Below are 24,733 nucleotides of genomic sequence, written 5' to 3'. Positions count from 1 at the left end.
GAAACGGGATGAGTTCTGGCCGGTCCGACTGGCCCGCCGATCCGGCGGAGTCGGAGCGCCTCCTCGACGCGGCCCGCGCCGGGACACCTCCGGAGGCGCCGGCCGACCCGCTGGCGCACCTGCTCGCCGCGGCGGCCGCCCCGGGCACCGCGGCGGAACTGGCCGGCGAGGAGCAGGCGCTCGCCGCGTTCCGCGCCGCCCGGGCCAACCCGGCCCCGGCCGCCGCGCCGGGGCCACGACGCCGTTTCCGGGTCGGCGCGGTCCTGGCCGGGCTCGCCGCCACCGCCACCGCCGGGGTCGCGTTCGCCGCGGTGAACCTCGACCGGACCCCGGAGCCGGCGCCGCCGCCGGCCCCCACCACGCCGGGCGGCAGCACCGGTGGTGCGAGCGAGCCGGGCTCCCCGGCGCCCTCCGGGGGCACGACCCCGAGCGGTGGGGCCTCCGGCGGTGTCCCGTCGAGCGCACCGACACCTGGCAGCTCCGGTGGACCCGGCGGGTCCGGCAGGCCGGCGAGCGCCGGCAAGCTCGCCGGGCACTGCCGGGCCTACCTGGCCAAGTCCGACCAGCAGCGGGCCAAGGCGCTGGAGAGCCCCGGGTTCGCCGATCTGGTGACCGCCGCCGGCGGCGCCGACCGGGTGGAGAGCTACTGCCTGGCGCTGGTGCCGGAGAAGTCGCCGGAGCCGACGCCGACGCCGACGCCGGAGTCGAAGCCGACGTCGGAGTCGAAGCCGAAGCCGAAGTCGACGCCCAAGCCGAAGTCGACGCCCAAGCCGAAGTCGGACCCGAAAGCCGAGCCGAAGTCGGACCCGAAGTCGACGTCGAAGCCGTAGTCGCTGAGCGGGCACCGCCCCCGCCGCAACCGGATTCCGGACAAAAATTCATCTCCCCGGGCACGCGGAATCCGTCTGCTAGACAGAAGATGGTGGGACCGCCGACGCCCGGCCGCCACGGCACGGGCGCCGGCCGACAGCGTGGTCGCGCGCCCTGGGGAGAGGAGCCGTCTCTTGGTGATGTCGCCGGAGTTGGACCGGACCACCGTGCTGGGGGATGAGGCGGCGGCCCGCGGGCACATCGCCAGGATCTGCTTCAAGACCGGGCCACCCAGCCTGACCGGCGTCGAGCTGGAATGGACGGTGCACGACGCTGCGGACCCGACCCGCCCGGTCGACCGCGAGCGGCTGCACCGGGCGTTGGGACGGCACAGCCCCGTCACCCTCGACCCCACCAGCCCGGCCGCCGGGCTCCGGCGCGGTGGCACCGTGACCGTGGAGCCGGGCGGGCAGGTGGAGATCTCCTCCGCGCCGCGACCGTCGGTCGCCGCGCTCATCCTGGCCACCGAGGCCGACCTTGCCGAGCTGCGGGCCCTCCTGGATGCCGCCGGCCTGGTCCTGGGCCGCACCGGCATGGACCCCTGGCGCCCCCCGCGCCCCGTCGTGGACACGCCGCGCTACCGGGCCATGCGCTCCGTCCTCGACCGGCACGGGCCGGCCGGCCGGGCGATGATGTACAGCACCGCCGGGCTCCAGGTCTGCCTGGACGCGGGCGAGCCGGACCAGCTGGCCGAGCGGTGGGCGGCGGCGCACGCCGTCGGGCCGCCGCTGCTGGCCGCCTTCGCCACCGCCGACCGGCACGCCGGGCGGCCCACCGGCTGGGCCTCCACCCGGATGGCCGCCTGGCTGGCGATCGACCCGGCGCGCACCCGGCCGGTCTGGTCCCCGGTGCGGGCCGACCGCGACCCCATCGCCGCCTGGAGCGGGTACGCGCTGGCCGCGCCGCTGCTCTGCGTCCGCGGCGACGGTCCGGACTGGACGCCGCCCGAGGGCGTCACCTTCGCCGACTGGCTGGCCGGGGCGCTGCCGCAGCCGCCGACCACCGACGACCTCGAATACCACCTCAGCACGCTCTTCCCACCGGTCCGCCCCCGCGGCTACCTGGAGGTCCGCTACCTGGACGCCCAGCCCGGTCGGGAGTGGACCGTGCCGCTGGCGGTGCTGGCGGCGCTCTTCGCCGACCCCGCCACCACCCGGGACGCGCTCGCCGTCGCCGCCCCGGTCGCCGGGGGATGGGTCGCGGCGGCCCGGCGCGGGCTGGCCGAGCGGCCGCTGGCGACCGCCGCGGCCGCGCTGTTCGACCTGGCCCTGGCGGCCCTGCCCCGGCTGGACCTGCCGGCCGGGATCCACGACGAGACGAGCCGAGCGATCCGGCGGCGCCGCGCCGCCGCGGGGAGGGGACACCGGTGACCACGACCGAGCGGCCGGCGATCGAGGGCGAGCGGTTGCGCGGCCGGATCGCGGCCGAGCTGGAGCGCGCCCGCGCCCGCACCGCACTGCTCACCGACGCGGTGGACGACGACGACCTGGTGCGGCAGCACTCGACCCTGATGTCGCCGCTGGTCTGGGACCTGGCGCACGTCGGCAACCAGGAGGAGTTGTGGCTGGTCCGCGACGTCGGCGGGCGCGAGCCGGTGCGCCACGACATCGACGACCTGTACGACGCGTTCAAGCAGCCCCGCCGGGACCGGCCCGCGCTGCCGCTGCTGCCGCCCGCTGAGGCGCGGGCATACGTGCGGACCGTCCGGGAGAAGGTGTACGACCTGCTGGACGGGATCCGGTTCACCGACCGGAAGCTGGTCGAGGACGGCTTCGCGTTCGGCATGATCGTCCAGCACGAGCAGCAGCACGACGAGACCATGCTCGCCACCCACCAGCTGCGCGCCGGCGGCCCGGTGCTGGACGCCCCGCCGCCGCCGGAGCCCCGCGCCCGGGTGGGCGGCGAGGTGCTGGTGCCGGCCGGCCCGTTCACCATGGGCACCTCCACCGACCCGTGGGCGCTGGACAACGAGCGTCCCGCCCACACGGTCGACCTGCCCGCGTACGCCATCGACGCGGCGCCGGTCACCAACGGGCAGTACCGCGCGTTCCTGGCCGACGGCGGCTACGACGAGCCGCGCTGGTGGAGCGCGGCCGGCTGGCGGCACCGCGTCGAGGCCGGGCTGAGCGCACCGATGCACTGGCGGCGCGACGGGGACGGCTGGGCGTACCGCCGGTTCGGGCGCTGGTCGCCGGTGCGCGACGACGAGCCGGTGGTGCACGTCTGCTTCCACGAGGCGGAGGCGTACGCGGCCTGGGCCGGCCGGCGGCTGCCCACCGAGGCGGAGTGGGAGAAGGCGGCCCGCTGGGATCCGGCGACCGGCCGGTCGCGCCGCTACCCGTGGGGCGACGCGGACCCGACGGGCGCGCACGCCAACCTGGGGCAGCGGCACCTGTGGCCGGCGCCGGTGGGCGCGTACCCGGAGGGGGCGTCGCCGCTCGGCGTGCACCAGCTCATCGGCGACGTCTGGGAGTGGACCTCGTCCACCTTCCGCGGCCACCCGGGCTTCGCGGCGTTCCCCTACCGCGAATACTCGGAGGTGTTCTTCGGCGACGACCACCGGGTGCTGCGCGGCGGCTCGTTCGGCACCGACCGGTCGGCCTGCCGGGGCACCTTCCGCAACTGGGACTACCCGATCCGGCGGCAGATCTTCAGCGGTTTCCGCTGCGCCCGCGACGCCCGCCCCGAGGAGACGGCGTGACGGGAGGCGCCGCCTGATGTGCCGCCACCTGGCGTACCTCGGTCCGCCGGTCAGCCTGCGGAGCCTGCTCTTCGACCCGCCGTACGGGCTGCTGCGGCAGTCCTGGGCGCCCCGCGACATGCGTGGCGGCGGCACGATCAACGCCGACGGCTTCGGCGTCGGCTGGTACCCGGACGGCGGGGAACCGGTCCGCTACCGGCGGGCGCAGCCGATGTGGAGCGACACGACCCTGCCGGAGCTGGCCGCCGTGACGGTCGCGGGCGCGGTGCTGGCCGCCGTCCGCTCCGCCACGGTCGGCATGCCGCTGCACGAGACGGCGGCCGCGCCGTTCGTCGAGGGGCGCTGGCTGTTCAGCCACAACGGGGTGGTGCGGGGCTGGCCGGACACCCTGGTCCCGCTGGCCGGCGGGCTTCCCGTCCGCGACCTGCTGACCCTGGAGGTGCCGACCGACTCGGCGCTGCTCTGGGCGCTGGTCCGGCACCGGCTGCGCGCCGGCGCCACGCCCGGCGACGCGGTGGCCGACACCGTCGCCGCGGTCTCCGCCGCCGCCCCCGGATCACGGCTGAACCTGCTGCTGACCGACGGCGCCACGGTGGCGGCCAGCGTGGCCGGGCACGCGCTGTCGGTACGCCGTACCCCGGGTTCGGTGCTGCTCGCCTCCGAGCCCTCCGACGACGACCCCGGCTGGCGGCCGGTGCCGGACGGCCGGCTGGTGGTGGCCACCGCCACCGGGCTGGACGTCCGGGAGCTGACGGTCGCCTGACATCCCGTTTCCCACACCGGTAGGAACAGGAAGGACAGCTGATGAGCGCGGAGCCACTGGAGATCCACCTGGAGGAGCAGGACCTCGACCGCGGCCTGCGGGAGGACGTCCGGATCGGCCTGACCGCGACGCCGAAGTGGCTGCCACCGAAGTGGTTCTACGACGCCCGGGGCAGCGAGCTGTTCGAGGAGATCACCCGGCTGCCGGAGTACTACCCGACCCGGGCCGAGCGGGCGGTGCTGGCCGCGCACGCCGACGACGTCGCCGCGCTGACCGGTGCGAAGACGCTGATCGAGCTGGGCTCCGGCTCGTCGGAGAAGACCCGGCTGCTGCTGGACGCCTTCACCCGCCACGGCGACCTGGGCAGCTTCGTGCCGCTGGACGTCTCGGTCAGCGCGCTGCGCGGGTCCACCGAGCAGATCGCCGCCGCGTACCCCGGGCTGCGGGTGCGCGGCATCGTCGGCGACTTCACCCGGCACCTGGACCGGCTGCCCACCGGCGGCCGGCGGCTGGTGCTGTTCCTCGGCGGGACCATCGGCAACCTGCTGCCCGCCGAGCGGGCCGAGTTCCTCACCGCGATGCGCGCGGCGCTGGAGGCCGGCGACTGGCTGCTGGTCGGCACCGACCTGGTGAAGGACCCGTCGGTGCTGGTCCCCGCCTACGACGACGCGGCCGGGGTGACCGCCGAGTTCAACCGCAACGTGCTGCGGGTGATCAACCGGGAGCTGGGGGCGGACTTCGACCCGGCGGCGTTCCGGCACGTGGCGGTCTGGGACCCGGAGCACGAGTGGATCGAGATGCGGCTGCGGGCCGAGCGCCCCGTCCGGGTGCGCGTGCTCGACCTGGACGTCGCGTTCGCCGCCGGCGAGGAGCTGCGGACCGAGGTCTCGGCGAAGTTCCGGCCGGCGGGGATCGCCCGGGAACTGGTCGCGGCCGGGTTCGTCCGGCAGGCGTTCTGGACCGACCCGGAGGGGCTGTTCGGGGTCAGCCTGGCCCGCGCGGACTGAGGCGCCGGTGACCCTGTTCACCCGGCGCGGCCCGCCCCCTGATGATCGGCTAGGCTGGGCGGCGCGAAGGGGAGTAGCCCCCAATGTCGTGGTCGACATACTGGTGCGTTCCGCATCCGGCCACGCGGCCCCGGTCCCCGGGGCGGGCGAGACCTTCGACTCAGGCTGTCGCAGCCGGGTCGAGGGCGCCCCCATACCTCCTCCCGGCTTGATCGGGAAGGTTCACATGGACGGTTTCCTCGTCGCGCTGGTGGTCAGCTTCGGCGTCATCTTCGTCGCCGAGCTGGGTGACAAGTCCCAGCTCATGGCCCTGACGTTCGCCACCCGGTTCCGGCCGCTGCCGGTGCTCATCGGCATCACCGTCGCCACCGCGGTCGTGCACTTGGCCTCGGTCGCCATCGGGTACGGCCTCCACGCGGCACTGCCCACCGAATGGATCTCGCTCGTCGCCGGCCTGGCGTTCCTCGGCTTCGGTGCCTGGACGCTGCGCGGCGACAAGCTGACCGAGGAGGAGAAGCGCAAGGCGGAGAAGAGCAGCCGCCACGCGATCGTGGCCGTCGGTGTGGCGTTCTTCCTGGCCGAGCTGGGCGACAAGACCATGCTCGCCACCATCACCCTGGCCACCAAGTACGGCTGGTTCGGCACCTGGCTCGGCTCGACCCTGGGCATGGTCGCCGCCGACGCCCTGGCGATCCTGGTGGGCCGCCTGCTCGGCCGGCACCTGCCGGAGAAGGCCATCCGGTACGGCGCCGCCGTCCTCTTCGCCATCTCCGGCCTCTGGCTGGTCTTCGAGGCGGTCGCCGAGCTGACCTGAGCCCGCCGGCCGGTTCCGCCGCGCCCGCCGCCTGCGGAACCGGCCGCGGGTGATCGAGGACCCCGTTGGCGGGGTATGCACCTCGGGGAGACGCCGCGGCGGGTGACGACCACCGCCGGGCGTGAGCCACGAGAGGAAACCGGACGACCGGGAGGTCCCGCGCATGAGCAGGCACGACGAGCCCAACGAGTACGGCTTCGCCGGGGGCGCGACGGCTCCGGAACCGCCGGCGGGGGGGCGCCCCGACGAGCAGGACCGGATCGAGGAGATCGCGGTTCCGGGCGACGACCTCACCGAGCCGGTCGCGGACGCGCTGGAGGAGGAGACCGAGGGACACGGCGAGGAGCGCCCGGCCGACCGCGGCCGCTGAACCGCCGCGCGCCGGCCGTCACCGGCGGCCGGCGCGCGGGGCGGCTCCTGATCGGCGTCCGACGAGCCGCCTAGGCCCCCCGCTCCTGGTAGACGTCCGGGATGCCGTCGCCGTCGGAGTCGCGGCTCTCCCGCTCGCTGATCCGCCGGTAGACCCGGTTGCGCCGGATCAGCACCACCGAGGCCAGGCCGGCCGAGACCAGCGAGCCGAGCAGCACGGCCGCCTTCACCCGCTCGTCCTCGGGGCTGCCCGGCCCGAACGCCAGCTCGCCGATGAGCAGCGACACGGTGAAGCCGATGCCGGCCAGCAGGGCCAGCCCCGCCAGGTCCGCCCAGGTGATCTCCTCGTCGAGTTCGGCCCGAGTGAACCGGGCCAGGAGGAACGTCGAGCCGAACACCCCGACCGCCTTGCCCAGCACGAGCCCGGCCGCCACGCCGAGGACCACCGGGTCGGTGAGGACCGCGGCCGGGTCGACGTCGACCAGGGACACCCCGGCGGCGAAGAACGCGAAGACCGGCACCGCGAGTCCCGCGGAGACGGGCCGCCACCGGTGCTCCAGCCGCTCGGCCAGCCCCGGCCCGCCGCCGCCGGCCGGCCGCACGGGCACGGTGAAGCCGAGCAGCACCCCGGCCACCGTGGCGTGCACGCCGGACGCGTGCACGAGCGCCCAGGCGGTCACCGCGAGCGGGAGCAGCGCCCACCACCAGGTGGGCCGGCGCCGCACCAGCAGGGCGAAGGCGGCGATCGGCAGCACCGCCCCGAGCAGGGGCAGCGGGTGGAAGCCGGCGGTGTAGAAGACCGCGATGATGACGATCGCGAAGAGGTCGTCGACCACCGCGAGGGTGAGCAGGAAGGCCCGCAGCCCCTGCGGCAGGTGTGAGCTGACCACCGCGAGCACGGCGAGCGCGAAGGCGATGTCGGTGGCCGTGGGGATGGCCCAGCCGCGCAGCCCCGCGCCGCCGGCGGTGAGCGTCACGGTGACGTAGACCAGCGCCGGCGCGACCATGCCGCCCAGTGCGGCCACCACCGGCAGCGCCGCGCGGCGCGGGTCGCGCAGGTCGCCGGCCACGAACTCCCGCTTGAGCTCCAGGCCGGCCACGAAGAAGAAGATCGCCAGCAGACCGTCGGCGGCCCAGGCGGCGAGGCTGAGGTCCAGGTGCAGCCCGGCGCCATCCGGCCACGGCACCCACGCTCCGAGGTCGGCGTACGCGGCCCGCCAGGGCGAGTTGGCCCAGAGCAGGGCGATCAGCGCGCCGAGCAGGAGCAGCCCGCCGCCGACGGTCTCGGCGCGCAGCACGTCGGCCAGGAAGCGGGCCTCCGGCCAGGACCGGCGGGACAGCAGGCGGGGGGACGGTGGGAGGCGCTCGGTCATGCGGCGTCCGTTCCGGGAGAAGGGTCGGCGGAGTCGTCGCCGACCAGACTTCCCGGCACACCGCTGTCGACCCTATCCGGCCGCCCGCCGGGCCGCACCACGCGGCCGAGTCCGGCGTTAACAGGAGGAGGGCCCCCTCACCGGCGGCCTGACGATCCATGGGTTGCCGGGATAAGTGCTCCGAGTTGGAAGGATTTAGACCGTCTGTGCGGTTCTGATCGTTTACATTCTTCGAGTCGCTTACCGTCATGTATAGGCGTTTTTGATCCTGGCACGCGTACTGGGGTTTCTAGGGGGGCTTTCGTGCAGTTTCATCGGCAGACCGGCGAGTCGCGAGGGGGAGCGTGATGGACGTTCTCGGTTATCTGCGCCTGGTCCGACGCCACTGGTGGATCGTGCTGGTCACGGTGATGGTCGCCTTGGGCACCGCCGCCCTCGTGACGGTCCGGACGGCGCCCCGTTACGAGGCCTCGGTGACCTTCTTCGTCACCACGCCGAGCCAGGGCGTCACCGACGCCTACCAGGGCAGCCTCTTCCTCCAGCAGCGGGTGAAGTCCTACGGTGACCTGCTCACCAGCGACCGGCTGGCGCAGAGCGTCGTCGCCGAGGCCCCGCTCGGGCTCACCGCCGACCAGGTGCAGCGCCGGATCACCACCTCCACGGAGACCGGGACGGTGCTGCTGAAGGCCACCGTCACCGACACCGACCAGACCCGGGCGTTGAAGACCACCGAGACGCTCTCGGCGAAGTTCATCGAGCTGGTGCAGAAGGTGGAGACCCCGCCGGACGGCAAGGCGCCGCCCATCAAGCTCGAGGTGGTCAGCGGTCCCCGGGTGACCTCCAGCCCGGTCTCGCCGCAGCCGGTGCGGAACCTGGTCCTCGGCGGCCTGCTGGGGCTGCTGCTCGGGGCGGGGCTGGCCGTGCTGCGAGGGCTGGCGGACGTCCGGATGCGGGACGCCGCCGCGCTCCAGCGGGTCACCGGCAGCCCGCTGCTGGGCGAGATCCCGTTCGAGTCCGGGGCCAAGGCGGCCCCGCTGATCGTCGGCGAGGCGGCCAACTCGCCGCGCGCCGAGGCGGTCCGCAAGCTGCGGACCAACCTGCGCTTCGTCGACGTGCACGAGCCCGCCCGGGTCATCGCGGTCACCAGCGCTCTGCAGGGCGAGGGGAAGACCACGATGGCCTGCAACACCGCCATCGCCCTCGCCGAGGCCGGCTGGCGGGTGCTGCTCATCGACGCCGACCTGCGCCGTCCCAAGGTCGCCGACTACCTCGGCCTCGACGGCGGGGTGGGGCTCACCGACGTGCTGGTCGGCGACGTCCAGGTCGGCGACGTGGTGCAGCGGTGGGGCGACAAGTCGCTGCTGGTGCTGCCCAGCGGCGCCACCCCGCCCAACCCCAGCGAGCTGCTCGGCTCCAAGGCGATGGCCGACCTGCTGGTGGCGCTGCGCGAGTCGGCGGACATCGTGGTCATCGACACCGCACCGCTGCTCGCGGTCACCGACGGCGTCGTGGTGGCCGTGCAGGCCGACGGCGCGCTGCTGGTCACCCAGCAGGGGCGGACCTCGCGCAACCAGGTCGCCGCGGCGGCCCACGCCCTGCACTCGGTCTCGGTGCGCCTGCTCGGCTGCGTGCTGAACATGGCCAAGGTGGCCAAGGCGGACGCCTACCAGTACGAGGCGTACAAGGTGGTCGTGCCGGCCGCCGGGCCGTCCGTGCCCGCCGACCGTGCCGGCGTGGCCCGGCGTGGGGAGCAGCAGGTCCCCGTGGGCGATCACACCCAGGAACTCACCCGGCTGTCCCGATGAGCGCGAGCACCGGTCGCATCGACCGCTCGATCTCGTCAGCGCAGCGCCGGAAGTCGGCGGGGGAGCCGCCGATCGGGTCGCGCAGGTCGTCCGCGTCGGGGGTGGCGGGTTGCAGCCGCCCCCGGACGCGGGCGGCCGCCACCACCGCGGCCCGCAGCGGCGAGTCCCCGACCGTGACGGCCGGCTCGGCCGTCTCGGTCGGGTCTGCCGCCTCGGTCACCTCGACCGAGGCGGCGGCCAGCCGGGCGAACTGGCGGAGCGTGAAGGTCCGGGGCAGCGCGGCCGGGGCCAACGCGGTGCAGACCGAGCGCTGCCGCCGGGTCGCGGTCAGCACCAGGGCGGCTCGGGTCAGGTGCTCGGGGCGGAGCCGGCGGGTGCGGAACGCCGCCGGGTCCGCGCCGGTGCGGGCGGCGACCTCGACCGCGTACGGGTGCATGGCCGCCCCGTCGAGCGCGTCGGTGCCCGCGCTGGTCACCAGGACCGGCAGGTCCCGCAGCAGCCGGCGGGCGATGAACTCCGCCATCGGTGACCGGCACATGTTGGCGTGGCAGACGAAGAGCACCCCGTCGACCATCTGCACCCCTCTCGTCGGCATGGTCGCGGGCGGCGCCGCGACGGCGGTGTTCCGGCGGTCGCGGCCGGACGCAGAGGGGATGTCGGCATCCTACGGGGTGCCGGGGCCCGCGCGTCGGGAAGCCGCGCCGGGAGTGCGGCCATGAAGATCGGCATCCTGTCGTACCACTTCCCGCCCGAGCCCGCGTTCATCCCGGGCAGCCTGGCCGAGGAGCTGGCGGCCCGCGGCCACGAGGTACGCGTGCTCACCGGCTTCCCGGACTATCCCGGTGGGCACGTCTATCCGGGCTGGCGGCAGCGCTGGCGGCACCAGACGCACAGCGAGCGGCTGACCGTCCGCCGGGTGCCCCGGTACGCGGCCGGCGAGGGCTCGGCGCGGATGGCGAGCTGGCTTTCCTTCGCCGGCAGCGTGGCGCTGACCGGCCGGCGCTACCTCGGCGACGTCGACGCCCTGTACGTCTTCCAGCTCCCGGCGGTCACGTTCGCCGCGGCCGGCCTGCTGCGGTTGCTCGGCCGGGTTCCGACCGTGCTGCACGTGCAGGACGTCTGGCCGGAGGAGGAGCCGTCCCGGGCGGGGGACACCCGCCGGTGGTCGGGCCGGTTGGACGCCACCCTGCGCCGGATCTACCAGGAGGCGGGCGCCGTCGCGGTCACCGCACCCTCCATGCGGGACCTGGTCGTCGCGGGCGGCGCCGACCCGGATCGGGTCCGGGTGGTGCTGAACTGGACCGACGAGCGGATCTTCCACCCGGCCGAGCCCAGCCGGGCGGCCCGGAACCTGATCCGCCGCGGCGACCGATGCGTCGTGATGCACGCCGGCACGATCGGCGTACGGCAGGGGCTGGAGACCGCGGTGCGCGCGGCGGCCGCGCTGGGCGACCGGATGGACCTGGTCCTGGTCGGCTCGGGGGTCGAGGAGCGGCGGGTGCGGGGGCTCGCCGCCGAGCTCCAGGCCGACAACGTGCGGTTCGTCGACCGGCGGTCCCCTCCGGACATGCCGGAGCTGTACGCGGCGGCCGACTACCAGCTGGTCATGCTGCGTGACCTGCCGGAGCTGCGGGGGATGGTGCCCGGCAAGCTCCAGGCCGCGCTGTCCTGCGCCGCGCCGGTGGTGGCGTCCGCGGGCGGCGACACGGTGGCGCTGGTGGAGCGGGCGCGGGCCGGCCTGTCCTGCCCGCCGGAGGACTGGGCGGCGCTGGCGGACCGGTTCTGGCTCGCCTCGGCGATCCCACCGCCGGCGCGGGCGGACATGGGTCGCCGGGGGCGGGACGCCTACCTGCGGCAGATGTCGCTGCGGGCCGGTGTCGACCGGATCGAGGGGCTGCTGCACGAGGTGGCGTCGCGGGCCGGGAGTGCCCGCCGCTGATCGGAGCGGTACTCACAAAACGCCGCACAGCGGCTAAGTCCGTGATAACGCCACGAAGCGGTGGAAATTCGTGCTAGAAAGCGATCAATCGTCAATGGTGTCCGGTTTCGAGCCACGGGAGAGTGGTGTGACGGAAAGCGGTGGGCTGCCCCGCCGGCGGCGGCGCTCGCGGCGCCGCAGCCGGGCCCGCGTACGCCGGGTCCTGCTCGTCGGGCTGGTCGTCGTCTCGGTGCTGCTGGCCGGTGGCGGCTGGGTCGGGTTCCGTGGCTGGCAGGCCCGGGCGCACCTGCTCAACGCCGCCGGGCTGGCCCAGGAGCTGAGCACCCAGGTGGTCGGCGGCGACGTGGCCCGGGCTCAGCGCACGCTGGCCGCGCTCCAGGAGCAGGCCGCCTCGGCCCGGACCGCCACCGGCGACCCGGCCTGGTGGCTCGGCCAGCAGGCCCCCTACGCGGGCGACGACCTCACCGCGGTACGCCAGATCGCGGTGGCCGTGGACGACCTGGCCCGGCTCGCCTTCCCCACCCTGCTCCGGGTCGACCTCGCCTCGCTGGTGCCGAAGGAGGGGAAGCTCGATCTGGGCCGGCTGCGTGCCGTCTCGGGCGAGGTCTCCGCCGCCGACCGGGCGGTGCGGCAGACCGAGGAGCGGTTGCGGGCGGTGTCCACCGACGACCTGGTCGGGCAGGTGCGGGACGCGGTCTCCGGGTTGCGGACCGAACTGGACCGGCTGGGCGAGCTCACCTCCGCCGCGGACCAGGGGGCCCGGCTGCTGCCGTCGCTGCTCGGCGCCGACGGCCCCCGCAGCTACCTGCTCGTCTCGCAGAACCCGGCCGAGTTGCGCGCCACCGGCGGCATGTTCGGCGCGTACGCCGTGCTACGGGCCGAGGGCGGCCGGATCCGGATGTCCGGCCAGCAGAGCGCGAGCAGCCTCGCGTCGTTCACGCCGCCGCTGCCGGTGAGCCGGGAGTTGCGGAGCCTCTGGAAGGACCTTCCCGGGACGTACCCGGCGGACGTCAACCTCAGCCCGGACTTCCCGACGGCGGCGGCGCTCTACCGGGAGATGGTCCGCCGTCGCACCGGCACCGAGGTGGACGGCGTGCTCGCGGTGGACCCGCTGGTGCTGTCGTACCTGCTCGGCGTGATCGGGCCGGTCACCGTGCCGGACCAGCCGAACCTGGCCGGCAGCACGGTGGTCCGGACGCTGCTCAGCGACACCTACCGGACGCTCGACACGAAGGCGCAGGACGCCTTCTTCGCGCGGGCCGCGTCCGCGGTGTTCGACGCCCTCTTCACCAAAGCGGTGAATCCCCGGGCCCTTCTGACCGTTTTCAACCGTTCTATTGCCGAACGTCGGATATTGTTCTGGAGTGTCCATCCCGCGGAGCAGCGCGTCCTCGGCGACAGCCGGCTGGCCGGGAAGCTCCGCGAGAAGGACATCGTGCCGAGTGTCGGCGTGTTCCTCAACGACGGCAGCGGCGCGAAGCTCGGCTACTACCTGAGGTTCTCGGCAACCGTGACGGTCGGCGACTGCCAGCCGGACGGACGCCGCGAGCTGCGGCTCCGGGTCACGGTCCACTCCACCGCACCGCGGTCGGGCCTGTCCGAGTCGGTCACCGGCCTCGCCCTCTCCGGCGATCCGTACACCGCCCGCACCCTCGTGTCGGTGTACACGCCGACCGGAGGCGCGGTGCTCGGCGGCCGGCTGGACGGCAAGGACGCCGCGATGGGCAGCGGGACCGCCGGTAGCCGACAGGTGACCGTGGCGAACGTGGAGGTCAAGCCGGGTCGGACCCGGACCCTCGACGTCACCCTGCTCACCGGAAAGACGAGCGCCGGCACTGCCGAGCTGGTGCTCACACCCACCGTCACCCCATGGACCACCCAAGTTGTTTCCGCACCAAGCTGTGATCAGTAGGAGGGAATCCATCATGCGGCTATCCCGCATCATCATGGCGTTCACGGTCGGCCTGGCCGTGGCGGCCGTGCCGACCGCGGCCGGCGCGGCACAGCCGCAACCGCCCGTGTACCCGCCGACGAATCCGACGCTCACCGTCTCGCCGCCGACCATCCGCCTCGGCGGAACCTTCACGATCCGGGGCGAGGGCTTCCTGGCCGGCGCCGTCCAGATCAACGTGGCGATCAGCGGCAACCCCAACGCCGCGCCCGCCCAGGGGTCGGTCCGCAGCGACGGCAGCACCGTCGCGATGACCGCGGTGGCCTACCAGCAGCCGCAGCCGGCGCCGACCGCGTTCGCCGTGACGGCGGACGACGACGGCGAGTTCACCATCACCTACAAGCCCACCCGGACCGGGCGGCACACCTTCACCGCCACCCAGGCGGACCGGGTGGACAGCGCCACGGGCATCGTGCTGCCGGCGCGGCCGGACCGGCCGGGGCGGCCGGGCGGCGGCAACCTGCCGGTGACCGGTGACAGCCTCGGCACCCCGCTGAAGCTCGGCGGTGGCCTGGCCGGCGCGGGCGCGGTGCTGGTGCTGCTCTCGCTGGCCTGGCGTCGGCGCGGTCGCTTCGGGATCGGCTCCCGCTGACCCTGCGACACCCCGGGCAACGCCCGGACCGTTCCTGAAGGTGCCCGCCGGACGTGGTCCGGCGGGCACCTTCACGCCTGCGGGTCCCCGACGCTGCACAATGACCGGATGGACCCGACGCAGCCGTGGACGGACCGCACCGGCCTGCTGGTGCTGCCCGGCGGCGCCACCGTACGGGGGCGGCGGATCGCCGCGCCCGCCGCGCCCGCCGACTTCGCCCTGCTGCTGGCCCCCGGGCCGGACCCGGCCTGGCCGGCCCGGCGGATCCGGTGGCCCGACTTCTGGGTGCCGCTGGACCGCGCCGACGCGCTCGACGCGCTGCGCGAGGGGTGGCGCCGCGCGTACGCGGGGGAGCGGGTCGAGGTCGCGTGCCACGGCGGCGTCGGCCGGACGGGGACGGCCCTCGCCGCGCTCGCCGTCCTGGACGGCCTCGATCCCGGGCAGGCGGTGACCTGGGTCCGGGCGCGGTACCACCCCCGCGCGGTGGAAACCCCGTGGCAGCGCCGATGGCTGCGCGGCGTGGCCCGGGCCGCTCGGTAGGGTGCCTCTTCATGAGAGCCCGGGCCCTGGCCGCCACCACCGTCCTCGCCCTGCTCGTCACCGGGGCGCCGGCCCCGGCGCACGCGGCGCCGCCGGTGACCGCCGCACCGGCGGCGGCGCCCTGCCCGCGGCTGCCGGCGCCGAAGGTGACCCGGCCGCCGCGCCCCACCCCGCCACCGCCCGTGCCCGAGGAGCAGGCCGTCGGCGGTGACGCGCTGGCCACGGCGGGCCTCGTGGCGGCCCCCGGCAGCCCGGCGCCCCCGGCGGTCACGGCCACCACCTGGCTGGTCGCCGACCTGGACACCGGCGCCGTGCTCGGCGCCTGCGGCCCGCACGAGTACGGCATCCCGGCGAGCACCCAGAAGCTGCTGCTGGCGGCCACCCTGCTGAACCGGCTCGACCCGAAGCAGGTGGCCACCGCGACCCGGGCCGACCTGGACATCGAGCGGGGCAGCTCGGCCGTCGGCCTGCTCGTCGGCGGGCGCTACCCGGTGGAGACGCTCTGGTTGGGGCTGCTGCTCCAGTCCGGCAACGACGCGGCGAACATGCTGGCCCGGCTCGGCGCCGGCAGCGCCCGCGCCGGCGTCGCCGAGATGAACGCCGAGGCCCACCGGCTGGGCGCCCGCCAGACCCACGCCGCGACGCCGTCCGGACTGGACGGTCCCGGGCAGTTCACCAGCGCGTACGACCTGGCGCTGATCGCCCGGGCCTGCTTCGCCGACGCGCGGTTCCGCCAGTACGCGCTCACCGAGCGGACCCAGATCCCCGCCCAGCCCGCGCTCAAGAAGGGCGGCTTCCAGATCCAGAACGAGAACCAGCTGATCTACCGCTACCCGGGTGCCCTCGGCGGCAAGACCGGCTTCACCGAGCTGGCCCGGCACAGCTACGTCGGCGCGGCCCAGCGCGGTGGGCGGCGGCTCGTGGTCACCCTGCTCGGCGCCGAGTCCCGCCCGGTACGCGGCTGGCAGCAGGGCGGTCAGCTGCTCGACTGGGGTTTCTCGCTGCCCCGGGACGCCTCGGTGGGCCGGCTGGTCGACCCCGGCGAGCTGGACGCCGAGCGGGTCGCCCCGAGCGGCTCCCCGGCGGCGGCCCGCCCGACCCCGCCGCCCGAGTGGCGCGGACCGGCCGGGACGGCGCTGCGCCGGATGGCCGACGGCGACTGGCAGGTCATCGTGCCCGCCGCCGGCCTGCTCGCGCTCATCGTCGGCGGGTTCGCGGCGGTCGTGGTGGCCCGCCGCGGCCGGTCCCGCCGGGCTGGTCGCCGCCGCGCCTGACCGGCCGTCGGCCCGCGCACCGGTCGGGGGGATCGGGCACGATGCCGCCCGCCCCGGCGGGGCGCCCCCTATGGTCGGGTCATGCGGGACAGCCGGCGGAACAACGCCGGTCGCGCCCGCAGCGGTGCACGGGCGTCCGGTGACCGGCCGCTGAGGCCGGCGATGCGCCGGAGTCACCCGCACTCCGACCGCCTGGCCGGAGCCGTGCGGATCACCCCGCGGAACGTGTTCCTGCTGGTCATGCTCGGCCTGCTGGTGCACTTGCTGCTGCCGCAGCTCGGCCAGGTACGCGCCGCGCTACACGCCCTGCGGCACGCCGGCCCGGTCGCGGTGACCGGCTCCCTGCTCGCCGCGGCCGCCACCTATCTGCTCAGCGCGCTGGCGCTGAAACTCGCCGTCGCCGGCCCGGTGCCACTCGGCCGCACGGTTGCCGTCCAGGTGGCCGCCGCCTTCGTCAACCGGCTCGCGCCCGGCGCGCTCGGCGGTGCCGCGCTGAGCCTGCGCTACCTGCACCGGCAGGGACTGACCGTGCCGGCGGCGGCCACCGCGGTCGCCGTGAACCGGGTCGCTGGGGTGCTCGGGGTCGTCCTGCTGCTGCCCGTCCTGCTGCCGTTCGCCCGCGGGACCCGCCGGCATCTCGCCGACGCCGCCGCCGGGCGGGGTCTGGTCGTGCTGCTCACCGTGCTCGCTGTGCTGCTGGCCGTCGCCGTGGCGCTCGCCGTACCCCCGTGGCGGGCCCGGCTCCGGGCAGCCCGGCACCAGGTCGTGGACGCCCTGCGCGCACTGGTCCGCGGTGGCCGGGTCGTGCCGCTGCTGACGGTGAGCGTGGCGCTGACCCTGGCCTACGCCGCGGCGCTCTGGCTGGCGCTGCTCGCCGTCGGCCTGCCCGCCCGGCCGGCGCTGCTCGCGCCGGTGGTGCTGGTGTGCGTGCTGGGAGAGGGGGTGGCCAGTGCCGCGCCTACTCCCGGCGGGCTCGGCGCCACCGAGGCCGCCCTGGTCTCCGGCCTGTTGGTCTACGGCGTCCCGATCGAGACCGCGGTGGCCGGGGTGCTCGTCTACCGGCTGGCCACCTTCTGGCTGCCGGTGCTGCCCGGCTACCTGGCGTTACGACTGCTCGTGCGGCGTGGCGCGGTGTGACGCCCGGCAGAGCGGGCGGGCAATCTACTCCGCGCCGCCGTCCCCGTGCTGCGAATCCCCAAGCCGACGACCCGTTCGGGTCGGCGTGGCTAGCCTCCGGCCATGAGGACCTGGGGACCGCCCGTGGCGTTGGCCGCCGCCCTGCTCGTACCGGCATCGATGCTGCCCGCGCCCGCCACGGCGGCCGCCCGTGCGGGGGCGTCGGCCGCCCCTGCCGGCCGGCTGCCCGCCGGGGCGCCGCCCTGCCCGAACGTGCCGGCCCCGGCGACCCGGCCGCCGCAGCCGCCGCCCGCCGCCGGCCCCGCCGCACGGGCGGTCGGCGGCGCCGCCCTGGCCACCGTCGGGCTGGTCCTGCCGCCCGCCGCGCCCGCGCCGCCGGCGGTGACCGCGACCTCCTGGGTGGTCGCCGACGTGGACAGCGGCGCGGTGCTCGGCGGCTGCGGACCGCACGAGTACGGCGTACCGGCCAGCGTGCAGAAGCTGCTGCTGGCCGCCACCATGCTGCCGAGGCTGGACCCGGACCGTGAGGTGACCGTGACCGCCGAGGACCTGGCCATCGAGCCGGGCAGTTCGGCGGTGGGACTGGCCGAGGGCGGGCGGTACCGGATCGAGACGATCTGGCTGGGGCTCCTGCTGAAGTCCGGCAACGAGGCGGCCAACGCCCTGGCCCGGCTGGGCGGCGGCCCGGACGGGACGGCCGGCGGCATCCGCGCCATGAACGAGGAGGCCCGGCGGCTGGGCGCGTTGCAGACCCATGCCGTCACGCCGTCCGGGCTGGACGGTGCGGGGCAGTTCACCAGCGCGTACGACCTGGCGCTGATCGCCCGGGCCTGCTTCGCCGACCCGGCGTTCCGCCGGTACACCGCCACCCGGACCGCGCGGATTCCCGCCCAGCCCGCGCTGCGCGAGAAGGCGTTCGAGATTCAGAACGACAACATGCTGCTCGACCACTACCCGGGCGCGATCGGCGGCAAGACGGGCTTCACCGACCTGGCCCGGCACACGTACGTTGGCGCGGCCGAACGGGGCGGGCGTCGCCTGGTGGTGACCCTGCTCGGCGCGGAGACCCCCACCCAGCGTGGCTGGCAGCAGGGGGCCGCCCTGCTCGACTGGGGCTTCGGCCTGCCGCGGGACGCGGCGGTCGGCCGGCTGGTCGGCCCCGGCGAGCTGGACCGTGCCGCGGCGACGCCGACCGGGGCGGCGTCGGCGTTCGCCGGGGGCGCCGGGCTGGCCGGCGCCGGTTCGGCGGCCACCGGCGCCTGGCCGGGCACCGGGCCGTCGATCGCGGTGGGCGTGGTGCTGGTGGCCGGGGGAGCGGTGCTGCTGGCCCGGCGGCGCCGGCATGCCGCGCTCGCCGCGCTGCCGCCCGGCACGACCCTCGGCGGCGCGATTCCGGACGACGACTGAACGGGCTCCGGCCTACCGGCCGGCGGGGCGCGCGGTGCTGTCCCGCACCACCAGTTCGGTGGCCAGTTCCACCCGCGGCGACTCGAGCTCCTCGCCCTGGGCCAGGCGCAGCACCGTGCGGGCGGCGAGCCGGCCCATCTCCACCAGCGGCTGGCGCACCGTGGTCAGCGGCGGGGAGGCCCAGCGGGTCTCCGGCAGGTCGTCGAAGCCGACGATGCTCACGTCGTCGGCCACCCGCAGCCCGCGCCGGCGGACGGCCTCGTAGACGCCGAAGGCCATCTGGTCACTGGCCGCGAAGATCGCGGTGGGCGGGTCGTCGAGGTCGAGCAGGGTGCTGCCGGCGGTGAAGCCGGAGGCGTGGTAGAAGTCGCCCGGCTGCACCAGCCGGTCGTCCGGCGGCACGCCGGCCGCCTCCAGCGCGGCCCGGTAGCCGTCCAGCCGGGCGCGGCTGCACAGCAGGTGGGTCGGGCCGGCCACGAAACCGATCCGGCGGTGGCCCAGCCCCAGCAGGTGCTCGGTGGCGGCCAGGCCGCCCGCCCAGTTGGTCGCTCCGATCGCCGGCACGTCCCGGTCCGGCACGCCGGCGGCCGGGTCGACCACCACCACCGGCACGTTGAGCCGGCGCAGCTGGGCGTGCACCGGCGGGGTCAGGTGGGAGGTCACCACGATGACCCCGTCCGAGGCGCGGGCCCGCAGGTTCTGCAACCACTTCCGGGTCGAGGTCGACTCGCTGTGGATCGCCGACACGACGGTGCCCACCCCGGCGGCGTGGCCGACGTCCTCCACGCCCCGGATGATCTCCACGGCCCACGGGCTGTCCAGGTCGTTGAAGACCAGGTCGACCAGGTCCGCCCGGCGCACCGTGCGGCTGCCCCGGCGCCGGTAGCCGTGGTGGCGCAGCAGCTCCTCGACCCGTTCCCGGGTGTCGGGTGCGACGTCCGAGCGTCCGTTGAGCACCCGGGACACGGTGGGCACGGAGACACCCGCCTCCCGCGCGATCGCGGTGATGGTCACCCTGGGCTCGTCGTCCGCGTTCACCCGTGTCTCCTTCACCGGCCGGAAGTTCCGGCCGCCGAGCATGGAACGGCGGCCCCGTCCCACGGGCCATCTTGCCGTACGGGCGTCGACCGGCGAACCGCCGATGCCGGCCCGCGGCCCGGGCCGTGCTGGTAGACACGGCAGGGTGGGGACCGGGACACGGGTGGCGGCCGCCCTGGCCGTGCTGGCCGCGGCGCTCGCCGCCGGCTGCCAGCGGCCCGTGCCGCGCCCGGCGCCGCCCGCTCCGTCCGCCCCGCCCACGCCGTCGGCGCGCCCGAGCGGCCCCCGCGCCCCGGCCGACATCGTCGACCTGGCCGCCGTCGACCCGGGCGTCCGCACCGACATCCGGTACGCCACCGCGCACAACTTCGTCGGCCGGCCGATCACCGGCTATGCCGAGCCGCTCTGCCTGCTCACCCGCCCGGCCGCGGAGGCGCTGCACCGGGTGCAGGCCACCGCCCTGGCGCAGGGCCGCAGCCTCAAGGTGTACGACTGCTACCGCCCACAGCGGGCCGTGGACGAGTTCGTCGCCTGGGCGAAGCTCCCCGGAGAGCAGCAGATGAAGGGGGAGTTCTATCCGGACGAGCCGAAGGGCCGGCTCTTCGCCGACGGCTACATCGGCGCGCCGACCGCACACAGCCGGGGGAGCACTCTCGACCTGACCCTGGTCCCGGCGTCCACCCCCGACCAACCGGCGTACGTGCCGGGCCAGCCGCTGGCCGCCTGCACCGCGCCGACCGGCCGGCGCTTCCCGGACAACTCCGTCGACATGGGCACCGGGTTCGACTGCTTCGACCCCCGCGCGCACACGGCGGACCCGCGGATCACCGGGGCGGCCCGGGACAACCGGGAGCTGCTGAAGCGGCTCATGACCGCGCAGGGCTTCGAGAACTACCCGCGCGAGTGGTGGCACTACCGGTACGTCGACGAGCCGTACCCGGACACCTACTTCGACTTCCCGGTGGCCCGCTCGTCGCTGCGCTGACGCAGGGGCAGCCAGGCCAGCACGTCCTGGATCCTCGCGTCCCAGTACGCCCAGTCGTGGTCGCCCGGGGAGAAGTTCACAGTGACCGGTACGCCCCGGCGGCGCGCCGTCTCCACGAAACGGGTGTTGTCCGCGTACAGGAAGTCCTCGGTGCCGCAGGCGACGTAGAGCGCCGGCACGTCGTCGCCGGCCCGCTCCAGCAGCGCCACCGTGTCGTCGTCCGGGCCGGCCACCTCCCGGTCGCCCCACACCGTGTGCCAGACGGCGGGGTCCAGAGGGCTCGTGGGGTGGTGGCGCCGGCGGGCGACGTCCAGGGCGCCGGAGAGGCTGGCCGCCGCCGCGAACCGGTCCGGGTGGCGCAGCGCCCACTTCACCGCCCCGTAGCCGCCCATCGACAGGCCGGCCACGAAGGTGTCCGCCGGGCGGTCGGAGAGGCGGAAGTACGACCGGCACACCTCGGGCAGTTCCTCGCTGAGGAAGGTCCAGTACCGGTTGCCGTGCGCCTCGTCGCAGTAGAAGCTGCGCTGCACCTGCGGCATCACCACGGCCAGCCCCAGCGGTGCGACGTACCGCTCGATGGCGGTGCGCCGGGTCCAGATGGTGTCGTCGTCGGTCAGGCCGTGCAGCAGGTAGAGCACCGGCGGGTCGCCGGCGGTGGCCCCGCCGGCCATGCCGATCCCGGCCGAGCGGTCGGGCAGCAGCACCGTCATCGACGTGCCCATGCCGAGCGCCGAGGAGAAGAAGTCACACCGGATCCGGGCCATGCAGCGGGAGCGTACCCGGCGCCGCGGGCTGGCCCGAAGGTGGTCGAATCGACCGTTCCTATTGCCGTGGGGCGTCCAGGGGGGACAGGATGACCAGGCGCGCCGGAAACACACCCGTAACCTGCGTGCAGCTGGTCTCTGTCACGAGGAAGTGGGAGTCAGTCATGAGCGACGTGTCGACAGCACTGGGTGTGCGCCTCTACCCGGACCTGGTCGAGCCGGGCGGCCTGGCTCCCGCACTCGTGCAGACCGCGGCCCGGCACCAGCTCGACATCGGCCGGGTGACCGCCCCCGAGCAGGGGCGCAGCCGGTTCACCTGCGCCGAGGCGACCTCCGACCGGGGCGTAGTCTGCGTCAGCCTCGGCTCCCAGGCCCGCTACTTCATGATCGACCTCCGGGTCTCCGGCCAGATGCAGGCCCGTGGCGACGCCACCGACCTGCTCCAGGTCGCCCAGGTGGCCGCCGCGTGGCGGGCCGGGTGCACCCTCGCCGAGCTGACCGCGCGCTATCCCTTCATGGAGGAGATGAAGCGCCACCCGGTGGCGCACGCCCAGTAGCGCACCACCGGTAATTCGGTTGCCGGCGCCCGCGCCGGTTGCTGCAATCGACCACGACAGCCAGGGAAGGAGGAGCTCGAGATGCGAGCCGCGTGCATGTCCCCGCAGAAGCGAATCACCGCCGACCACAAGGACATGACGCTGCGTGAAAACCCTCAATCTCGGCATCCTCGCCCATGTCGACGCCGGTAAGACCAGCCTGACCGAACGGCTGCTGCACAGCGCCGGGGTCATCGACGAGCCCGGCAGTGTCGACGCCGGCAACACCCGCACCGACACGATGGCGCTGGAGCGGCAGCGGGGCATCACCATCCGCTCCGCCGTGGTCTCCTTCGCCGTCGCCGGGACCACAGTCAACCTCATCGACACCCCCGGGCACCCCGACTTCATCGCCGAGGTGGAACGCGTGCTCGGCGTGCTCGACGGCGCGGTTCTCGTGGTCTCCGCCGTCGAGGGCGTCCAGGCCCAGACCCGGGTGCTGGCCCGCACCCTGCGCCGCCTCGGCATCCCCACCCTGTTCTTCGTGAACAAGGTGGACCGGGCCGGCGCCGACCCGGACCGGGTGCTGCGCCAGCTGGCCGACCGGCTCACTCCCGACGTCGTCGCCCTCGGCCGGGTCGACGCGGCCGGCACCCCGGGCGCGCGCTGGGTCCCGCACCCGCCGGGCGACCCCGGCCACCACGCCGACCTGGTCGACCTGCTCTCCGCGCACGACGACGCGCTGCTGGCCGCGTACGTGGCCGACGAGCGGGCGGTCACCCCGGACCGGCTGCGGACGGCGCTCGCCGCGCAGGCCGCCCGCGCCCGGGTGCACCCGGTGCTCGCCGGCTCCGCCATCACCGGCGCCGGCGTGGCCGAGCTGATCGACGCGGTTACCGCGCTGCTCCCGGCCACCGCGGGCGACGACCACGCCCCGCTCTCCGGTGCCGTCTTCAAGGTCGAGCGCGGCCCTGCCGGGGAGAAGGTCGCGTACGCCCGGATCTTCGCCGGCAGCGTGCGGGTCCGGGACCGGATCCGCCACGGCGACGGCCAGGAGGCCCGGGTCACCGCCCTCGGCGTCTTCGAGGGCGGCGACGCGACGCCCGGCGACGCGGCCGGGGCCGGCCGGATCGTCCGGCTGCACGGCCTGGCCGGCGTCCGCGTCGGCGACGTGCTCGGCGTCCCGCCCGAGCGTCCGGCCGCCCGCCGCCACTTCGCCCCGCCCACGCTGGAGACCGTCGTCGAACCGGTACGCCCGGCCGACCGCCCGGCCCTGCACGCCGCCCTCACCCAGCTCGCCGAGCAGGACCCGCTGATCAACCTGCGCCAGGACGACCGGCGCCAGGAGATCGCCGTGTCCCTCTACGGCGAGGTGCAGAAGGAGGTCATCGAGGCCACCCTCGCCGACGACTACGGCGTCCCGGTCACCTTCCGGGAGACCACCACCGTCTGCGTGGAGCGGGTGGTCGGCGTCGGGACTGCCGTCGAGTGGATCGGTCGGGACCCCAACCCGTTCCTCGGCACCGTCGGCCTGCGCGTCGAGCCCGGGCCGGCCGGCAGTGGCGTCGCGTTCCGGCTCGGCATCGAACTCGGCTCGATGCCCCTGGCCTTCCTCAAGGCCATCGAGGAGACCGTCCGGGAGACCCTGCGGCAGGGCCTGCACGGCTGGGACGTCATCGACTGCGTGGTCACCCTCACCCACGGCGGCTACTGGGCGCGGCAGAGCCACGCCCACGGCGTGTTCGACAAGAGCATGTCCAGCACGGCCGGGGACTTCCGGAACCTCACGCCGCTGGTCCTGATGGCCGCGCTGACCCGCGCCGGCACCCGCGTCCACGAGCCGGTGCACCGCTTCCGGCTCGACCTCCCCGCCGACCTGGTCGGCACGGTGCTGCCCGTGCTCGCCGGGCTGGGCGCGGCGCCCCGCACCAGCACCCTGCGCGGCGCCTCCTACCTGGTCGAGGGGGAGGTGCCCGCCGGGCGGGTGCACGCGCTGGACCAGCGGCTGCCCGGGCTCACCCGCGGCGAGGGCACGCTGGAGGCCGAGTTCGACCACTACCGGCCGGTGCGCGGGCCGGCCCCGAGCCGGCCCCGCTGGGACCACGACCCGCTGCACCGCAGGGAGTACCTGCTGGCCGTCGCCCGCCGGGTCACCGGCCGGTCGGCGCGCTGACCCGCCGCGGATACCGGGCGCGCACGGCGTCGACGCAGGTGTCGCGGGAGGTGGGGCCGCCGAACCGGAGCCGGTCGTAGCCGGTGAAGGCCGGCTCCAGCGCGTCCAACTCGTCGACCAGCGCGTGCAGCCGGTCGAGCCAGGCCGGCGACCCGGCGTCCGGCTCGGCCGGCGCCGCCCCGATCGCCGTGGTCAGCTCGCCCTTGCGGCGGATCGACTCCGGCGTCACCGCACGCAGGCAGACGTACTGGCCGCTGAGGTAGGCGTCCCACTCCTCCGCGCCGTCCGCCGGGTCCGCCCACTGCCCCACGAACCACCCGGGCAGCGCGTCCACCCCGCCGGCACGCTCCGCCAGCGCGAACAGGTCCGCCGGGACCATCTCCGCGCCGTCCGAGCGCAGGTAGCCCGGCAGCGGCAACCGCCGGTCCAGCATCAACCGGCGTACGCCGTCCGGGTCCCGCCCGGACGCCGCGCACAGCGCGTCGAGCACCACGAACTGCGCGCTGACGTACGCGTCGTCCGCGGCCGTCATGGGGTGCTCCCCGTTGACCTCCCGGAACCGTTCCGCCACCCGACACCGCAGGTCCATCCCGTACCCCTTCCGTTTTGCCTGGTCCGACGCTAGACCGGAGTCCGTTCGGCGCCGGCCGAAACGTCCTCGCCAATATCCGTTGCGGCACTCCGGCCCCCGCCCG

The 24,733-nt window shown here is 75.3% G+C and carries 23 protein-coding genes; 18 read left to right on the top strand and 5 right to left on the bottom strand.

Annotated elements, in window-relative coordinates:
* The first annotated feature begins 8 nt into the window (after positions 1 to 8).
* From F8274_RS01820 to F8274_RS01790, 7 genes are all read left to right on the top strand, one after another.
* Positions 9 to 830, top strand: coding sequence for a hypothetical protein (locus F8274_RS01820; protein ID WP_151460500.1), 822 nt, complete (start codon positions 9 to 11; stop codon positions 828 to 830).
* A 174-nt stretch (positions 831 to 1,004) separates the two neighbouring features.
* Positions 1,005 to 2,240: an ergothioneine biosynthesis glutamate--cysteine ligase EgtA gene (gene egtA / locus F8274_RS01815; protein WP_151460499.1), complete on the top strand. Its 1,236-nt coding sequence runs from the start codon at positions 1,005 to 1,007 to the stop codon at positions 2,238 to 2,240.
* On the top strand, positions 2,237 to 3,571 hold the full coding sequence (egtB, locus tag F8274_RS01810; protein WP_151460498.1) for an ergothioneine biosynthesis protein EgtB: 1,335 nt from the start codon (positions 2,237 to 2,239) through the stop codon (positions 3,569 to 3,571). The genes egtA and egtB overlap by 4 nt, the downstream gene beginning before the upstream one ends.
* Before the next feature lie 16 nt (positions 3,572 to 3,587).
* The gene (gene egtC / locus F8274_RS01805) at positions 3,588 to 4,334 is read left to right on the top strand and encodes an ergothioneine biosynthesis protein EgtC (RefSeq protein WP_151460497.1); all 747 of its coding nucleotides are present in this window, start codon (positions 3,588 to 3,590) and stop codon (positions 4,332 to 4,334) included.
* A 41-nt stretch (positions 4,335 to 4,375) separates the two neighbouring features.
* Positions 4,376 to 5,341, top strand: a complete 966-nt coding sequence (gene egtD, locus F8274_RS01800; RefSeq protein WP_151460496.1) for an L-histidine N(alpha)-methyltransferase — start codon at positions 4,376 to 4,378, stop codon at positions 5,339 to 5,341.
* Positions 5,342 to 5,567: 226 nt separating this feature from the next.
* Positions 5,568 to 6,155: a TMEM165/GDT1 family protein gene (locus tag F8274_RS01795; protein WP_151460495.1), complete on the top strand. Its 588-nt coding sequence runs from the start codon at positions 5,568 to 5,570 to the stop codon at positions 6,153 to 6,155.
* A 163-nt stretch (positions 6,156 to 6,318) separates the two neighbouring features.
* On the top strand, positions 6,319 to 6,525 hold the full coding sequence (locus F8274_RS01790; RefSeq protein WP_151460494.1) for a hypothetical protein: 207 nt from the start codon (positions 6,319 to 6,321) through the stop codon (positions 6,523 to 6,525).
* Positions 6,526 to 6,595: 70 nt separating this feature from the next.
* Here the strand turns inward: F8274_RS01790 and nhaA are convergent, their stop codons facing one another.
* A complete protein-coding gene (nhaA, locus tag F8274_RS01785) occupies positions 6,596 to 7,897 on the bottom strand; it encodes a Na+/H+ antiporter NhaA (protein WP_151460493.1) in 1,302 nt (433 codons plus the stop codon).
* A 347-nt stretch (positions 7,898 to 8,244) separates the two neighbouring features.
* Between nhaA and F8274_RS01780 the strand changes: the two genes are divergently transcribed.
* Positions 8,245 to 9,702, top strand: a complete 1,458-nt coding sequence (locus F8274_RS01780; protein WP_151460492.1) for a polysaccharide biosynthesis tyrosine autokinase — start codon at positions 8,245 to 8,247, stop codon at positions 9,700 to 9,702.
* On the opposite strand, the gene F8274_RS01775 is transcribed toward F8274_RS01780, so the two are convergent.
* A complete protein-coding gene (locus F8274_RS01775) occupies positions 9,683 to 10,276 on the bottom strand; it encodes a low molecular weight phosphatase family protein (protein WP_151460539.1) in 594 nt (197 codons plus the stop codon). The genes F8274_RS01780 and F8274_RS01775 overlap by 20 nt on opposite strands.
* 141 nt (positions 10,277 to 10,417) lie before the next feature.
* Between F8274_RS01775 and F8274_RS01770 the strand changes: the two genes are divergently transcribed.
* The 7 genes from F8274_RS01770 to F8274_RS01740 all read left to right on the top strand — a co-directional run bounded on the left by F8274_RS01770 (position 10,418) and on the right by F8274_RS01740 (position 18,542).
* Positions 10,418 to 11,641 carry a glycosyltransferase family 4 protein gene (locus F8274_RS01770; protein WP_151460491.1) on the top strand — a complete coding sequence of 408 codons (1,224 nt, stop codon included), beginning with the start codon at positions 10,418 to 10,420 and terminating at the stop codon, positions 11,639 to 11,641.
* 127 nt (positions 11,642 to 11,768) lie between these two features.
* The gene (locus F8274_RS01765; protein WP_225853545.1) at positions 11,769 to 13,553 is read left to right on the top strand and encodes a DUF4012 domain-containing protein; all 1,785 of its coding nucleotides are present in this window, start codon (positions 11,769 to 11,771) and stop codon (positions 13,551 to 13,553) included.
* Positions 13,554 to 13,566: 13 nt separating this feature from the next.
* Complete coding sequence (locus tag F8274_RS01760) at positions 13,567 to 14,184, top strand: hypothetical protein (protein WP_151460489.1); 618 nt, start codon at positions 13,567 to 13,569, stop codon at positions 14,182 to 14,184.
* Positions 14,185 to 14,292: 108 nt separating this feature from the next.
* Complete coding sequence (locus F8274_RS01755; protein WP_151460488.1) at positions 14,293 to 14,724, top strand: protein-tyrosine phosphatase family protein; 432 nt, start codon at positions 14,293 to 14,295, stop codon at positions 14,722 to 14,724.
* An 11-nt stretch (positions 14,725 to 14,735) separates the two neighbouring features.
* Positions 14,736 to 15,998, top strand: coding sequence for a D-alanyl-D-alanine carboxypeptidase family protein (locus tag F8274_RS01750; protein WP_151460487.1), 1,263 nt, complete (start codon positions 14,736 to 14,738; stop codon positions 15,996 to 15,998).
* Positions 15,999 to 16,079: 81 nt separating this feature from the next.
* A complete protein-coding gene (locus tag F8274_RS01745; RefSeq protein WP_151460486.1) occupies positions 16,080 to 17,135 on the top strand; it encodes a YbhN family protein in 1,056 nt (351 codons plus the stop codon).
* 159 nt (positions 17,136 to 17,294) lie between these two features.
* Positions 17,295 to 18,542 (top strand): D-alanyl-D-alanine carboxypeptidase family protein, encoded by a 1,248-nt coding sequence (locus F8274_RS01740; protein ID WP_225853548.1) that lies wholly within the window; start codon positions 17,295 to 17,297, stop codon positions 18,540 to 18,542.
* 12 nt (positions 18,543 to 18,554) lie between these two features.
* Here F8274_RS01740 and F8274_RS01735 read toward each other — a convergent pair whose 3' ends face one another.
* Complete coding sequence (locus F8274_RS01735) at positions 18,555 to 19,580, bottom strand: LacI family DNA-binding transcriptional regulator (RefSeq protein WP_151460484.1); 1,026 nt, start codon at positions 19,578 to 19,580, stop codon at positions 18,555 to 18,557.
* 145 nt (positions 19,581 to 19,725) lie between these two features.
* Here F8274_RS01735 and F8274_RS01730 point away from each other — a divergent pair, with 145 nt between their 5' ends.
* Positions 19,726 to 20,565, top strand: a complete 840-nt coding sequence (locus F8274_RS01730) for a M15 family metallopeptidase (protein ID WP_225853544.1) — start codon at positions 19,726 to 19,728, stop codon at positions 20,563 to 20,565.
* On the opposite strand, the gene F8274_RS01725 is transcribed toward F8274_RS01730, so the two are convergent.
* Complete coding sequence (locus F8274_RS01725; RefSeq protein ID WP_151460482.1) at positions 20,526 to 21,329, bottom strand: alpha/beta hydrolase family protein; 804 nt, start codon at positions 21,327 to 21,329, stop codon at positions 20,526 to 20,528. The two genes, F8274_RS01730 and F8274_RS01725, sit on opposite strands and share 40 nt — an antisense overlap.
* A gap of 164 nt (positions 21,330 to 21,493) precedes the next feature.
* On the opposite strand from F8274_RS01725, the gene F8274_RS01720 reads away from it, so the two are divergent.
* The gene (locus tag F8274_RS01720) at positions 21,494 to 21,886 is read left to right on the top strand and encodes a hypothetical protein (RefSeq protein ID WP_151460481.1); all 393 of its coding nucleotides are present in this window, start codon (positions 21,494 to 21,496) and stop codon (positions 21,884 to 21,886) included.
* 145 nt (positions 21,887 to 22,031) lie between these two features.
* Positions 22,032 to 24,038 carry a translation factor GTPase family protein gene (locus F8274_RS01715; RefSeq protein ID WP_151460480.1) on the top strand — a complete coding sequence of 669 codons (2,007 nt, stop codon included), beginning with the start codon at positions 22,032 to 22,034 and terminating at the stop codon, positions 24,036 to 24,038.
* On the opposite strand, the gene F8274_RS01710 is transcribed toward F8274_RS01715, so the two are convergent.
* Positions 24,016 to 24,627, bottom strand: a complete 612-nt coding sequence (locus F8274_RS01710) for a DUF6058 family natural product biosynthesis protein (RefSeq protein ID WP_151460479.1) — start codon at positions 24,625 to 24,627, stop codon at positions 24,016 to 24,018. The two genes, F8274_RS01715 and F8274_RS01710, sit on opposite strands and share 23 nt — an antisense overlap.
* Positions 24,628 to 24,733: the final 106 nt, after the last annotated feature.

The organism is Micromonospora sp. AMSO31t (assembly GCF_008868175.1).
Classification (GTDB): domain Bacteria; phylum Actinomycetota; class Actinomycetes; order Mycobacteriales; family Micromonosporaceae; genus Micromonospora.
The sequence above is the reverse complement of the archived record's forward strand: the minus strand, read 5'-3'. Positions and strand labels throughout refer to the sequence as shown.